At 72.3% G+C, this 14053-nt stretch carries 13 protein-coding genes and 1 tRNA gene; 8 read left to right on the forward strand and 6 right to left on the reverse strand.

Features of this window, described 5'->3' with window-relative positions; translation table 11 throughout:
• The first annotated feature begins 2 nt into the window (after positions 1-2).
• The 4 genes from OG223_RS22935 (at position 3) to OG223_RS22950 (ending at position 4278) form a co-directional block, all read left to right on the forward strand.
• The gene (locus OG223_RS22935; protein ID WP_329251684.1) at positions 3-1043 is read left to right on the forward strand and encodes an ROK family protein; all 1041 of its coding nucleotides are present in this window, start codon (positions 3-5) and stop codon (positions 1041-1043) included.
• Entirely contained in the window at positions 1040-1948 is a 909-nt protein-coding gene (locus OG223_RS22940; RefSeq protein ID WP_329251686.1) for an SDR family oxidoreductase, read from the forward strand. Before OG223_RS22935 ends, OG223_RS22940 begins: the two co-directional genes overlap by 4 nt.
• A 63-nt stretch (positions 1949-2011) precedes the next feature.
• A complete protein-coding gene (locus tag OG223_RS22945) occupies positions 2012-3232 on the forward strand; it encodes a glycosyltransferase family 2 protein (protein WP_329251689.1) in 1221 nt (406 codons plus the stop codon).
• 44 nt (positions 3233-3276) lie between these two features.
• Entirely contained in the window at positions 3277-4278 is a 1002-nt protein-coding gene (locus tag OG223_RS22950; protein ID WP_329251692.1) for an isopenicillin N synthase family dioxygenase, read from the forward strand.
• A gap of 28 nt (positions 4279-4306) precedes the next feature.
• On the opposite strand, the gene OG223_RS22955 is transcribed toward OG223_RS22950, so the two are convergent.
• Both OG223_RS22955 and OG223_RS22960 read right to left on the reverse strand, forming a co-directional pair.
• The gene (locus OG223_RS22955; protein ID WP_329251695.1) at positions 4307-5329 is read right to left on the reverse strand and encodes an SDR family oxidoreductase; all 1023 of its coding nucleotides are present in this window, start codon (positions 5327-5329) and stop codon (positions 4307-4309) included.
• Between the two features lie 67 nt (positions 5330-5396).
• Positions 5397-6446: an aldo/keto reductase gene (locus tag OG223_RS22960; RefSeq protein ID WP_329251698.1), complete on the reverse strand. Its 1050-nt coding sequence runs from the start codon at positions 6444-6446 to the stop codon at positions 5397-5399.
• A 75-nt stretch (positions 6447-6521) separates the two neighbouring features.
• Here OG223_RS22960 and OG223_RS22965 point away from each other — a divergent pair, with 75 nt between their 5' ends.
• On the forward strand, positions 6522-7058 hold the full coding sequence (locus OG223_RS22965; RefSeq protein ID WP_329251700.1) for a TetR/AcrR family transcriptional regulator: 537 nt from the start codon (positions 6522-6524) through the stop codon (positions 7056-7058).
• A 301-nt stretch (positions 7059-7359) separates the two neighbouring features.
• Positions 7360-7435: transfer RNA gene (locus OG223_RS22970), tRNA-Arg, on the forward strand.
• A gap of 675 nt (positions 7436-8110) precedes the next feature.
• Here OG223_RS22970 and OG223_RS22975 read toward each other — a convergent pair.
• Positions 8111-8590, reverse strand: a complete 480-nt coding sequence (locus OG223_RS22975) for a hypothetical protein (RefSeq protein ID WP_329251702.1) — start codon at positions 8588-8590, stop codon at positions 8111-8113.
• Positions 8591-8794: 204 nt separating this feature from the next.
• Here OG223_RS22975 and OG223_RS22980 point away from each other — a divergent pair, with 204 nt between their 5' ends.
• Together OG223_RS22980 and OG223_RS22985 are read left to right on the forward strand one after the other, a co-directional pair.
• Complete coding sequence (locus OG223_RS22980; protein WP_329251705.1) at positions 8795-10837, forward strand: sensor histidine kinase; 2043 nt, start codon at positions 8795-8797, stop codon at positions 10835-10837.
• A complete protein-coding gene (locus tag OG223_RS22985; RefSeq protein ID WP_329251708.1) occupies positions 10834-11502 on the forward strand; it encodes a response regulator transcription factor in 669 nt (222 codons plus the stop codon). Before OG223_RS22980 ends, OG223_RS22985 begins: the two co-directional genes overlap by 4 nt.
• A 75-nt stretch (positions 11503-11577) precedes the next feature.
• On the opposite strand, the gene OG223_RS22990 is transcribed toward OG223_RS22985, so the two are convergent.
• Genes OG223_RS22990 through tgmB form a run of 3 tightly spaced genes read right to left on the reverse strand, consistent with a single transcriptional unit; the run spans position 11578 to position 14048 of the window.
• Entirely contained in the window at positions 11578-11877 is a 300-nt protein-coding gene (locus OG223_RS22990; protein ID WP_329251711.1) for a DUF6087 family protein, read from the reverse strand.
• Positions 11878-11908: 31 nt separating this feature from the next.
• Positions 11909-13096, reverse strand: a complete 1188-nt coding sequence (tgmC, locus tag OG223_RS22995) for an ATP-grasp peptide maturase system methyltransferase (RefSeq protein ID WP_329251714.1) — start codon at positions 13094-13096, stop codon at positions 11909-11911.
• Complete coding sequence (gene tgmB / locus OG223_RS23000; RefSeq protein ID WP_329251715.1) at positions 13086-14048, reverse strand: ATP-grasp ribosomal peptide maturase; 963 nt, start codon at positions 14046-14048, stop codon at positions 13086-13088. The genes tgmC and tgmB overlap by 11 nt, the downstream gene beginning before the upstream one ends.
• Positions 14049-14053: the final 5 nt, after the last annotated feature.

A 14053-nucleotide genomic window follows, 5' to 3' on the forward strand; every position in this document is an offset into this window, starting at 1 on the left:
TCATGAGCGCCGCCGACCGGCACCATGTCGTGGCGGATCTGGGCGGCACCACCCTGCGCATCGGCCGGATCGCGGCCCGGGGCGGGAGAGTCGAGGCGGTACGCCGGACCGCCACCGACGGCATCGGCCGGCACGGCCTGCTGCCCGCCCGCGCCCTCCAGGACAGGGTCGTACGCCAACTCGCCCGGGAACTCGCGGAGTACCTCGACTCGCCGGCCGGGCGGGGCGCGAGCGCGGTCGGTGTCTCCTTCGCCGGCCCGCTGACCAAGGACGGCGTGGTGCGCGCGGGCCCGACCCTGTGGGGCGGCGAGGCCGACCCGCTGCACATCGGCGACCTGCTGTCCGCCCGCCTGGGACTGCCCGTGCTGGTCGCCAACGACATCACGGCGGCGGCCTGGCGCTACGCCGAGACCGAGCCGGAGCCGTTCTGCCTCATCACGATCAGCTCGGGCATCGGCAGCAAGGTCTTCCGGCACGGCGAGGTCCTCGTCGACGACGACGGACACGGCGGAGAGCTGGGCCACTGGCGGGTCGACCCGGCCGAGGACGCGGTGCCCTGCGAGTGCGGCGGCCGGGGCCACCTCGGTGCCCTGGCCTCCGGACGCGGCATCCTGCAAGCGGCCCGCCGGGCCGCGAGCGCCGATCCCGGTGCCTTCGCGCGGTCCGCGCTCGGCCCTCCCGCCGGGCACCGGGCGGAGGACATCAGCAACGAAGTACTGGCCGGCGCGGTCCGCGCGGGCGACCCGCTCGCGACCGAGACCCTGCGCCGGTCGCTGCGCCCGCTCGCCTCGGCCGTCAACTGCCTGTTCACGGCGATCGGCATCCGGCGCTATCTGTTCATCGGCGGCTTCGCCCTCGCCGTGGGCGACCCGTTCGTCTCCCTGCTGGGCGACGAACTCGTCCGCCTGGGGTGCTTCGGCCTCGACGCCGGCGAGGCCCGCGCGATGGTCGCCCTCGGCGCCGCCGACGACGACCACTGTCTGATCGGGATGGGCCGCATGCTCGACCGGCACTCCGCCCCCGTTCTGGAGGAGAGCGTATGAGCACCCTCGTCGTCGGCAGCGGTTTCGTGGGGAGGGCCGTCGCCGCGCGGCTCCTGCGCACCGGCGAGAAGGCCGTACTGGCCTCACGCACACCCCCGCCCGAGAACGACGGGCCACCGCCGCCCTGGTCGCCGCTCGACGTCACCGACCCCGACGCGGTCCGGCGGACCCTCGACACCACCGACGCCGAACGGATCGTCCTCGTGCACGGCCCGTCGGACGTCACCTGGATCGAGGCCCGCCCCGAGGCCGCGATGCGCGCCCACGCCGGGGCCGCGCGCACCGTCCTCGACGCGGCCGGCGAGCGGCGGATCGTGTTCATCTCCACCGACAACGTCTTCGACGGCACGGTGGAGGCCCCCGACGAGACCACTCCGCCCCGGCCCGCCAACGCCTACGGCAGGGCCAAGCTCGCCGCGGAACGGATCCTCGCCGAGGGACCCGCGACGACGGTGCTGCGGGTCAGCCTCGTCTACGGCTGGGAGCCGCCCGAGACGACGAAGTGGCTGAACTACTTCTCCTCCTGCGTGCACCGACTGCGCGCGGGCGAGCGGGTCACGGCACCCTCGGACCAGTGGACCACCCCGGTCCTCGTCGAGGACGTCGCCGCGGTCACCACGGCCGTACTGGCGGCGTCCGGGGCGCCGTTGCTGCACCTCGGCGGACCGGAGCGGATCTCCCGGGCCGACTGGGCACGGCTGATCGCGCGGGAGTCGGGCCTCCCCCCGGACCGGGTGGTGGCCGAGCCGCGCGCACACGGCCGCTACGCGTCCCGGCCGGCCAACACCTGCCTGGCCGCCCCGCTGCTCGCGACCCACCCGGCGACGGCCGGCGTCCCGGTACGGGGAGTGCGTGACGGCACCCGGCTGCTGCTCGGCCGGGCGGCACCGCCCGAAGCACCCTGACCGCCGCCCACCCACCCCGACTGCCCCCACCATCCCCGTTTTTCCCCGAGGCGGAGGAACCCCATGTCCACACTCATGCCCGACGATCCGCACACACTCGCCGCAGCCACCGTCACCACCCTCGCGGTCGACGCCGACCCCCAGGCACGCGAGGCCAGCATCTTCTACTGGGAGCGCGGACTGCCGTACCGCAAGGCGGTGGTGGAGGCCCTGGAACAGGTCACGGACGCCGAACTGACCGCGGCGGCCAGCGCGTTGCGCGAGCGGCCGGCGGACCCGGCGGCCCACCGCGCACTGCACCAGCGGCTGACCGAACTGGCCGAACCGACCGGCACCCGGCCCGACCGGGCGCTCGACAAACTGTTCGCCCAGGCGTGGAAGGCCGAGTCCAACTCACGTCTCGGCTACCACCTGGGCCCGCGCTACCGCCCGTCCGACGGTACGGGCGTCACGCCCGAGCGGCTGCGCACCCTGCCCGGCGAACGACCCGCCGGACCCGACGGGGACGCCGAGACCGTGGTCGTCGTACCGTTCCGGGACCGCGGACCGGGACGCCGGCTGCGCAACCTGCTGGCCTGCCTGCTCGCGCTGCGCGACCAGTCGGTGCCGGCCTCGTCGTACCGCGTCGTGGTGGTGGAGAGCGACACCGAGCCCCGCTGGCGGCACGCGATCACGCCGTACGCCGACCACTACCTGTTCGCCCCCAAGGACGGCCTGTTCAACAAGTCCTGGGCGGTGAACGTCGGCGTGGTGGGCGCCCCGGGCCGGCCCGAGGCCGTCTGCATCCTGGACGCCGACGTGCTGGTCGACCGCGAGTTCATCGCCCGCAACACCGCCCGCTTCCGGGAGCGCGGCACGATGGGGCACCTCAGCTACCGCGACATGTGGTGCCTGGACGAGGCCGCGACCTCGTGGGCGATCGAGGAACGCCTGTGGCGGGGCGCCGGCGCGGTGGACGCCGACCGGCTGCGGGCGTTCGTGCTGCGCCGGCCGCCGGGCTGCTGCGTGTGGGTGCGCACCAGCGCCTTCCACCGTATCGGCGGCATGGACGAACGCTTCCAGGGCTGGGGCGGCGAGGACAACGACTTCGCCTACCGCATGGACACCCACTCCGCCTTCGACCACTACCGCGACCCCCTCCTGCACATGTACCACCCCTCCTCCGCGGTGCTGCGCGAGGACGGAGAACTCGTCAACGCCCATATCCCCGCGCTGACTTGGGGCCCCGGACAGGACATAGGCGACATCGGACGGTTCGAGCGGGAGCGCGCGAACGCCGAGTGACGGCCAACTCCAACGGACACCGACACGACGAAGGGCAGACGACCATGGCCTACGACACCCCCGCCACCCCCTCCACCCCCGCGATCCCCGTCCTCGACCTGACCGAGTGGCAGGCCGCGGGCCCCGCCCACCGCTCCGCCGTCGCCGCGCGACTGGACGCCGTCCTGCGCGGGACCGGCCTGTTCCTGCTGCGCGGCCACGGCGTGCCGCCGGAACTCACCGACAGGCTGCGCACCGAGGGCCGCGGCTTCTTCGGCCTCCCGCGTGAGCTCAAGGAGCGGTACCGGGTCGCCCGGCCCTACGACAACGGCTGGCGGGGCCTGGGCGCCCTCCAGGTCGGCGCACTGGACGGCATGGCCGACGCCTCCGACCTGCACGAGGCGTTCCATGTCGGCCCCAGCCACCGGACCGGGAACGCGGCGTTCGACGCCCTGTACTACCCGGCCAACAAGTGGCCGGCCGAGCGGCCCGGGCTGCGGGAGACGATGCTCGCCTACACCGGGCACATGACCCGCGTCGCCCACGAGGTGATGACGGTCCTCGCGGAGGTCCTGGAGCTGCCCGCCGACTTCTTCACCGCGCGCTGCGCCCGGGCGACCTGGACGCAGAACGTCAACTGGTACCCCTCGCTCCACTCCCTCGGCCACGTGCGGCCCGGGCAGATGCGCGTCGGCCCGCACACGGACTTCGGCACGCTGTCCCTCCTGGACCGGCAGCCCGGGGTGGGCGGCCTGGAGGTGTGGAACGAACAGGACGGCTGGTTCGCACCGCCCTACGAGCCGGACACCCTCGTCGTCAACCTCGGCGACCTGATGCACCTGTGGACGGACGGCCGCTGGCGCGCGCTACGGCACCGGGTGCTCGCCCCCAGCGAGATCGCGCCGGACGAGGAACTCGTCTCCCTGGTCCACTTCTTCGAGACCGACCCCGACGCCGAGATCGTGCCCCTGCCGGCACCGGTGGGCGGCGGCGAGAAACTGTCACCGGTCATCGCCGGCGAGTCGATCCTGGAGAAGGTCGGGGCGACGGTGACGCTGCCCGGCTGACCGGCCCTCCCGGGCGGTTACGAGCGGGTCATGTCCCGATGCCGTGGGCGAGGAGGCTCTCGGCGGTCTCCGCGATGGTGTCCTCGATGGGACGTGCCCGCCACCCGAGAAGCTTCTCCGCCTTGGCACTCGTGGCGTCGAGATCCCGGCCCAACTGGTGCCTGAGCAGTCGCAGTTCCGGATTCACGATGCCCAGTGCGCGCGCGATCCACAGGGGCAGTTCACGGGTCGGGGCCTTCGCGGCGCGCTCACCGAGGCGGTCACGCAGAACGCGTGCGATGTCGACGACGCGCAGGCTGTGCCCGGCGATCGCCAGGAAGCGTTCGCCGGCGGCCGCCGGATCGGTCATCGCGCGCAGGTGCAGATCCGCGACGTCGCGCACGTCGACGAAGCCCATCCCGAAGGGCGGGCACGCGGGAACCTGCCCCTCGATCATTCTGCGCACAAGACGCAGGGACGGTGGGTCGTCCGGGCCGAGCAGGGGACCGAGGACCCCCACGGGATGAACCACTGCCAGTTCCAGACCGCCGCCTTCCTCTTTGACGAACTGCCAGGCGGCGCGCTCGGCGAGCGTCTTGGACCGCTGGTAGGGCGGGATGTCGCTGTCGACGTCGGTCCAGTCCTCCTCGGTGAACGGGGTCGAGCGTTCGGGGTGCCCGATCCCGACGGCACCGAAGGCGCTGGTCAGGACGACCCGGCGCACGCCGGCGTCGCGGGCGGCGCGCAGCACCCGCACGACGCCCTCCCGCGCCGGGACCACCAGCTCGTCGTCGTTCGCCGGCGTGTGGCGCAAGGTAGGCGAGGCGACGTGAAGGACGTAGTCGCAGTCGGCGACGGCCTCGTCCCAGCCGTCGGGGTGTTCGAGGTCGGCACGTACGACCGCGAGACGGTCGTCGTCGAACGACGCGGCCGCGTGCAGCCAGGAGCGCAGTGCCGGCTCGCGCCCCGGGTCGCGGACGGTGGTGCGTACGGTGTGTCCGGCGTCGAGCAGGGCCAGGACGCACCAGCTCCCGATGAACCCCGTTCCTCCGGTGACCAGTACCCGTGTCATGTGAATCTCCTCAGCTCGCGAATCGTGCGTCAGCAGGGGGCAGCCGTACCGGAGCGGACGACGGGGTTCATGCGAGAGCCATTCCGGGGATGCGCCTGCGGATGGCCTCCAGCTCGGCTTCGTCCGAGACACCCTGCCAGTCGTAGCGGGGGGTGTACGGGGCCTCCAGGGCGCGCACCTCGTCGTCGGTGAGCTCGACCTCGAGGGAGGCCACGGCGTCGTCGATCTGGCGGATCGAACCGGCGCCGACCAGGGGTGCGGCGACGACCGGCCGGCTGCGCAGCCAGGCGAGCGCGACCTGCGCACGGCTGACGCCGCGGGCGTCGGCGACCTGCCCGACCGCGTCGACGATCGCGCGGTTGGACGCCTCCTGCTCGGGCGAGTACAGCAGGTCCGCGTACGCTCCGTCCGTCTCGGAGCGCGCCGTCGAGCGGGCGTCGTCCCAGCCCCGGGCGAGGCGACCGCGGGCCAGCGGCGACCAGACGACCGTGCCGACGCCCTCGTCCAGGCACAGCGGGATCATCTCCCGCTCCTCCTCACGGGCGAGCAGGTTGTAGTGGTCCTGCATGGACACGAACCGCGCCCACCCGTGCTGCTTCTGCAGGTGCAGCGCCTTCGCGAACTCCCAGGCGTGCATGGACGAGGCCCCGAGGTAGCGGACCTTGCCCGCCTTCACGAGGTCGCTGAGCGCCTCGAGCGTCTCCTCCCACGGGGTGGAGTGGTCGTTGCGGTGGATCTGGTAGAGATCGATGTGGTCCGTACCCAGCCGGCGCAGCGAATGGTCGACCTCGGTCATGACCGCCTTGCGCGACAGCCCCCGTCCGTTCGGCCCCGGCCGCATCGGATGGCGCAGCTTCGTGGCGATCACCACGGCATCGCGGTCGGCGAAGTCCTTCAGCGCCCGGCCGAGGATCTCCTCACTGGAACCGTTCGAGTACAGGTTCGCGGTGTCGAAGAAGTTGATCCCCGTCTCCAGCGCGTGCTTGACGAGCGGTCGCGCGTCCTCCTCGCCCATCGACCAGACGGGGTGCCCGCGGTCGGGCTCGCCGTAGGTCATCGCGCCGATCGCGATCGGGGACACGTCGAGGCCGGTCGTGCCGAGCTTGATGTATCGCATGACACTCCTTAAAGTATGCGGAGAGCTCTCCACATAACGTAGTGGAGAACTCTCCACTTAGCAACGTGAGGTCCCGTGGTCCGCTCAGACGCCCGTGAGAACAGGGCGCGCATCCTCGCTGCCGCCCGCGAAGCGCTCGCAGCGGACGGCAGCACGTCGATGAACCAGATCGCCCAGCGCGCCGAAGTCGGCGCGGGCACCCTGTACCGCAACTTCCCCACCCGCGAGTCGCTGGTCCTGGCCGTCTACCAGGACGAGGTGGCACGCATCACCGGCACCGTGCCCGACCTGCTGGCCCGGTCGTCGCCACTGGAAGCGCTCCGCCACTGGACGACCGACCTCGTCGAGGCCATGCGCAGAAAGCACGGCCTCGGCGACGCCCTCGGCCCGGGTGCGCACCAGACGATCACCGAGCAGAGCTACGGCCCCGTCATCGCCGCGATCACCGAACTCCTCGACGCCGGCAAGAAGGACGGCACCATCCGCGCGGACGCCGATCCCGGCGACTTCCTCCAGCTCACCGGCGCACTCTGGCGCGCCGCGTCCACCCCCGAGGACCGGGCTCCCCGCATGCTCGCGCTCATCCTCGACGGACTCCGCACGCACCGATAGACGCCGCGCGCCGTCCAACCACCCTTGCCCCTGCCCCCGGAACGCCCACCAATCATTCGCCACAGGCCACGGAAGCCGCAGCTCAGAGGGGCCCCAGCCCGTCGCCCCGCTCTCCTCCCTCAATACAGAGGACAGTCGCTCGCGCGCATCCGCTAGTCTGTTCCTGGTCAGCCGTCAATACGTGGCGTTGCCTGCTCAGGTGACAGTGCAGAGAGCGTCGCACCACGTCTGACCAGCGGGCTTGTACTCCGCGTCGAAGATCCGCACCCCGGATTTTCAACAAGGTTTTCTACAAGCCCCGGCCTTCGTAGCTCAGGGGATAGAGCACGGCTCTCCTAAAGCCGGTGTCGCAGGTTCGAATCCTGCCGAGGGCACCAGGTCTGACCAGCGCGTTTACCTCTCCGAGGTAGGCGCGCTGTTCGTTGTGGCCATGGTCGTTCCCGCTCGACCGGTGGCCAGGCGTCGCCGAGCTCGACGAGACGTCGTACGAGCGGGCCGAGGGCATCATCCGCAACCAGTACACCGACGCAGCAGGGACCCGGTGGCGTCGCAAGGACTTCGACCTCCCGATCCGGGTGGGCGGCACGCCCCTCCCGGGGAGCGCCCGGGAGGCACGGCGAGCGAAGTGGCGGGGCCGGAGACAACGGGTGCGTCGGCGCCGCAAGAGGGAGTGCCCGGTGACGCGAACGCCGATCCCGGCGCGGGTGACGACGTCGCCGGTGGCCTCGGGCTCCGGCTCGCTCTCCAGAACGGTGTGCCGGCGATTGTGCGGGCGCCGCCAGGCATACCCGTCGGGGTCGTCCAGGCCGGCCGCGTCCTTCCACGCCTGCCGGGCCCCGACCAGGCAGATCGAGGCCCGGGAGCCGTAGGGGACCGGGACGATGCGCGGGTGAACCTTGGACACGCTCAGGTCGGCCCGGATGCCGCCCGGGGTCTCGGCGTGGTCGCGGACCCGAGTGAAGGCGAGTTCACGCTCGCGGCCGGCGACGGCTGCCGGAGAGACCGGGCCCGCCCCCCGTAGCCGGGCCCGGTCTCCCGCGAGTGACGACTCCTCAGCCCGCGAGGGCGAGCCACCCCGCCATGAGCAGCGTCACCCCGGCCAGGACCGCGGCCGTCACCGCGGGCGGGCTCCACCGGCCGGTCCGGGCGTGCGAGGACCTGGCCAGGACGGCCGCCCCCGCCGCGAGGATCACCGGCAGCCCCGTCCAGAACACGACGGTCGTGGCCGCACCGAGCACGGCCACCAACAGTGCGCGGAGACCGGTGCGTTCGGCGGGCCGTGCCGCGGCACGGCGCACGGCCACTCCGAACACCACGGCGCTGCCCAGCACGGCGAACGCGACCAGCAGGGGCAGATCTCCGAGCCCGTGGTGGCTGGTCGACACGTCCCAGGTGTCGCCGTTCAGCGGTGTGCTCACGTATGTACCGACCAGCATCACGCCGAGAGCGACGGCGGCGACCGCGACGGCCGTACGCATGACGTTGTCGCTTTCCTTCGGCATCGGCATCGGCATCGGCTTTGTGGATTCCACGGGTCCTCCTCCGGTCGGCGGCCCCTTCCGGACCACTCGGCCACCACCGTGCGCCCGCCTCCCGCGGCTCCGCCGCTGACAACGACCCCGACCCGGCCGGGGAGTTGACCCGGCGGAACAAGGACTCCGGTCCCGGGTCACCGGGACACGTCCGCTGCCAGACTGGGGGCACGCTCCGACCGCGGTCGGGCATGGAGGGGTGTGATGGCAATGGCCGAGAACACCGCGCGACAGCGACACGACCAGGCCCTCGCCTGGGCCCCGGCCGCCCTCACCGCCCTCGCGGGAGCCGGCGGCACGTTCATCGCCTACCTCCCGGACCACGGACTGCTCGCGCACGCCGGCGAGTTCGGGCGCGACACCCTGAGCATCACGCTCGCCGCCGTCAGTTGGGCCGTCACCGGAGCCACCCTCACCACCCTGCGCCCCGGAAACGCCATCGGACGGCTGCTGACCGCCGTCAGCCTCCTGCTCGCGCTCACCGCACTGTTCCAGGCCTACGGCGCGTACGGCGCCTCGGTGGCTGACCCGGCATGGCCCGCCGCCCGCCTGGCCGCCCAGTTGTTCAGCACGCTGTGGCTGCCCGCCTGGCTGCTGCCGTACAGCGTGCTGCTGGTGCTGTATCCGCAGGGCCGGCCGCAGGGACGCCGTGCGCGGGTGCTCGCCTGGACGGCGACGGCCGGGCTCACGCTGGTGGTGGTCGGCGGTGTCTTCTCCCCGTCCTTCTACGACGACATGGTCGCGCACGGCGATCCGCCGCTGTCCGCCCCGGCAGCCTTGCTCTCCACGGCGTTCGGAGCGGGTTTTCTGCTCCTCGCCGCCGCGACGCTCGCCATCTGGGCCGACACGGGTGTCCGCCTGGCCCGCTCCCGGCCGCCGCAACGGCAGCAACTGGCATGGGTGGTGGCCGTCCTGCCGCCGATCGGCATCACCACGTTCTTCACCGACCGGATCGTCTCCAACACCCTCAGCATGCTGCTGCCGGTGGCCATCGGCGTCGGCGTGCTGCGCTACCGACTGCTCGGCATCGATCTCGTCCTGCGCCGCTGGCTGGTGTACGGCACCCTGACCGCGGCCGTCGTCGCCGCCTACCTCGGCACCACCGCGCTCGCCGGCGCCACCCTCGGGCACGGTGTCCTGCCGGGCGTGGTGGCAGCCGCGCTGGTCGCGATGGGACTTGCCCCGCTGCGGGACCGGCTGCAGCGGGCCGTGGACCGCTTCGTGTACGGCGACCGCCGCGACCCCCTGCGGGCGCTGGCCCGCGTCGGCGACCGGCTCGCGACCGGCGCCGAGGAGGCCGACGGGGGCGTGCTCACCGCGGTGCTCACCGCCACCGCGGAGGCAGTACGGGCTCCCGGCGCCGAACTCCTGGGCTCGGACGGCGAGTTGCTCGCCCGGTGCGGCGCGCGGCCGACCGGTTCCGCACCCGCCGCGGATGTCCCGCTGAAGCTGTCCGGAACGCCGGTCGGCACGCTGCGGATCGCCGACCGGACAACCCAGGAGCCGTACACGGCGGCCGACTTGAAGGTGCTCCACGCCCTCGCCCCCTCGATGGCCGCCGCCGTACGGGCCGATGCCCTAGCCCAGGAGCTGGCGGCGGAGCGCGACCGGGTCATCGACGCCACCCGCGCCGAGCGCGACCGCTTCCGCAGGGACCTGCACGACGGCCTCGGCCCCGCCCTCATGGGAATCGCCCTGGCGCTCCAGGTCGCCGCGGACTCCCTCGACACCGGCGACGGCGCGACGACCCGGCGCATGGTGGGGGCGGCCCGGACCGAGGCCGACGCGTCCGGCGCCGAGGTCCGGCGCATCATCCAGGACCTGCGCCCCGGAACCCTCGACCGCCTGGACCTGCTCGGTGCGTTGCGTGAACGCGCGCGGTCGTTCGCACCGGATCTGCCGGTCCGGGTGACGGGCCCGGCCGGGCCGGCCCTGCTTCCCCCGGACGTGGAGACGACGGCGTACCGGATCGCGTGCGAGGCGCTGACCAACGTGGTGCGGCACGCGGCAGCCACCCGGGCGCTCATCGAACTCGTCCTTACCGACGACGAGTTGACCATCCGGGTGGAGGACGACGGCCTGGGCCTGCGGCACCGCCAGGACCCGCCGCAGGCAGGCACCGGAGTGGGCCTCGACAGCATGAGGGCCCGTGTCGCGTCGCACGGCGGGACACTCGTCGTGGACTCGCCCGGCCGCCTCGGCGGAACCGCGGTCACCGCACGCCTTCCCCTCAAGGAGCGGTCATGACGCCCGAGCGGCCACCGATCCGCGTGGTCGTCGCCGACGACCACCCCATGTACCGGCTCGGACTGCGGGCCGCCCTCGACAGCGACCCCGGCGTCCAGGTCCTCGCCGAGGCGGCGGACGGGGCGGAACTCCTCGACGCCGTACGGCTGCACACGCCCGACGTCGTGATCACCGACCTGTCCATGCCGGGCACCGACGGCATCCACGCCATCAGGGCCATACGGCAGCACAGTCCGGGCACCGGCGTACTGGCCCTCACCATGCACGACGGCGACGACAGCGTCTTCGCGGCCCTGCGCGCGGGGGCGAGCGGCTACCTGGTCAAAGGAGCCGACCGGGAGGAGATCGTCGCCGCCGTGGTCCAGGTCGCCGCGGGCGGCGCCGCCTACGGAGGGGCCGTGGCCCGCCGTATCGCCGAGTTCTTCACCTCCCGCAGCGCGGCCGACTGCGCGACGCGGGCGTTCCCCCTCCTCACCGACCGCGAACGCGACGTCCTGGACCTGCTGGCGGCCGGCTGCGGCAACCGGGAGATCGCCCGCCGCCTGAGCCTCTCGGACAAGACGGTCCGCAACCACGTCTCGGCGATCCTGCTGAAGCTCCAGGTGCACGACAGGACCGCCGCCGCGCTCCGCGCCCGTGAGGCCGGTCTGGGCCGCGACGAGTGAACGACCGGCGCCACGCACTGCCGTGGCACGCATGGCCCCGAACCCGCGACGGGGTTCGGGGCCATCGGCGTTCTCCTACCTCGGCGCCGGGGGTTTCCGATGCCTTCCGGTGCCGGAGCCGAGGGGCTTCGGCACCGGCACCGAAGACGGCGTCGGGCTCGTTTCCGGGTAGAGGATCGCCTTCGCCCCGGCCAGGTCGGCGGCGAAGGCGTACGGCTCCCACGTGTGACCGTTCCAGCGCTCGATCGCGCGCGGTGCCTCGGGGTTCAGGTGAGCTGCCCTGGGGCCGTCGGCGGAGACGACAGGCACGGCGCGAAGCCGGCCGATCTTCGCGTCGCGGCGTTCCGCCCAGTCCTTCAGCGGCTCGTCGTCCATCCTGGCGTTCCTCGCGTCGGCAGTGACTGTCTCAGGAGGGTAGCGGCCACTGCGGGCCGTTGGGGTTGCCAAGCCAGACCGTCTGTTCGTTGCGGGAGACCGTGACGCCGAACACCGCGCGGTTCGGTGAGCCGTACTCCTCCCAGGTGGCGACCGCGGACTCGACGGCGTCCCAGAGCCGGTACGGGCCACCCTGGCGGACCTGCCGGCCGCTGTCGGTGACGGTGAGGACAGCGAAGGAACCAGTGGTGCTGTCCAGTACGAACGTGCCTGCCTGACCTCCGTCCACCGGCAAGGAGAAGAACCGGGCCTGCGGCGCCGCGAGTTGTGCCATGAAGGCCGGCCCAGAGGTCGTAAGAACCTCTGGCCCGTACGTGGCTTTCCGTCTCGTTCCGTCGTCGGGCCCCGGGACCGTCCCGAGGCTCTCCGGCGCGTCCTGTTGGCGGGCGATCATGAAGCTCGGGTCGTCCGCACTGAACCAGCCGCTCGCACCCTCCCCGCTGACGGTAAGCCTGACCAGGCCCAGGGAGCGCATCCACCCACGAAGAGTGGTGAGGACGACACCGCCGGGGAGAACCTGCTCCAGCCAGGCGGGGGGAATGCTGCGGAAGCCGCACGTGGCGATCAACCGGTCGTACGGGGCGTCGCCGGGACAACCGGCGCGGCCGTCCCCCACCAACAGATGAGGAGTGTGACCGGAGCCGGCGAGAGCCGCGCGGGCCCGCCGTGCCACTCCCTCGTCCGTCTCGACGGAGGTCACGCTCTCGCTGCCGAGGCGGTGGCACATCAGGGCCGTCGAGTAGCCGGTACCCGTCCCGATCTCCAGGACCTTCATGCCCTCGTGCGCGTCCAGGTCTTCGAGCATCCGCACGACGAGGCTCGGCAGGGTGGAGGACGAGGTCGGGACCGCATTGCTGATCGGCTTCGGATCGGCCCAGTCGATGTCCCGGCCGTCGAACTGGGTGACCCAGGTCGCGTCGGTGTAGACGAGCCGGAGCCACTCCTCCCTGCCGACGGTCTCCTGGGTGACGGGCTCCCACGTGGTGACGCCAGGCGCGTCGGTCTCCCTGTAGAAGCGTGGGACGAAGACGTGCCGGGGAGCGGCCTCCACAGCCGACCGCCACTCATGCGACCGCAGCCGGCCGCCCTCCTCCAACTGATCTGCGAGCCGCCGTCGAAGGCCGGCCGCGACTGCCTCGGTGTCGGGCTCAGCGGACATGGAGTCCCCCTTCCAGGAGATCTGCGAGCGCGGCTGTCATGGGCAGACCGGTCGGCGGCTCCATCCAGGCCCACTGTCCCGAAGGGTTGCACTCGATGAAGACCCACGCGCCGAGTTCGGTCAGAGCGAAGTCGAACGCCCCGAAGACGAGCCCGAAGTGCCTGAGGTAGGCGCGCATCGCCCGCTCGACCTCCAGGGGTGGGGTGACGGGTGTGTAGGTGTGGGTGCGGTAGTCCGTGCGCCAGTCGAGGAGACCCGAGTCGATGCGTACGGCGAAGGTCTGCTCACCGATCACCGTGACCCGGACGTCCGCAACCTTGTCCACGCGCTTCTGGAAGAGGTGCATGGTGCCGGCCACAGAGTCGTCGATCTCGTCAGCGGTCACCTCGGTCACGGGAACGGTCTGGGCCTTGCCGTCGACCAGGTAGAGCGGAACCGAGAGCGGCTTGAAAATGGCCGGGCCGTGCTCCTTGAGGAACGCGCGGGCATCGCCGGGCACATTGGTGATCAGCGTGGGCGGCAGTACGAAGCCGACCGCCGCCGCTGCGGCGAGCCCGGCGGGTTTGTACTCGGCGTCGCCGATGCGGTTGGGATGGTTGACGTAGAGGCAGCCTGGCAGGGAGGTCAGGATGCCGCCGAGGCCGTAGCGGGCCTGGGCCACGGCGAACCGCTCGTCCTGTCTGTCGAGGTGCGGGAAGGCAAATCCGGAGGGGCGCCGGTAGTACATGGACCGCACCGAGCCCAACTCGGCGCACCTGCTGGGGGTTTGCACGCTCCCCCGCCACCTGTCGGTGTCGCCGATGGACGCGGAACACGACAGAGCGGCGGGAAAGTCACCGGAGTCGAGCCGCGCAACCGGGACACCTCGGTCGTGGAGCTCGGCGATCACGAAGTCCGCGGTCGGGTCGTCGAGGTTCGTGACGACCAGGACCGGACGATCGTCGTACGACACCGAAG

The sequence above is a fragment of the Streptomyces sp. NBC_01478 genome (assembly GCF_036227225.1).
Classification (GTDB): Bacteria; Actinomycetota; Actinomycetes; order Streptomycetales; family Streptomycetaceae; genus Streptomyces.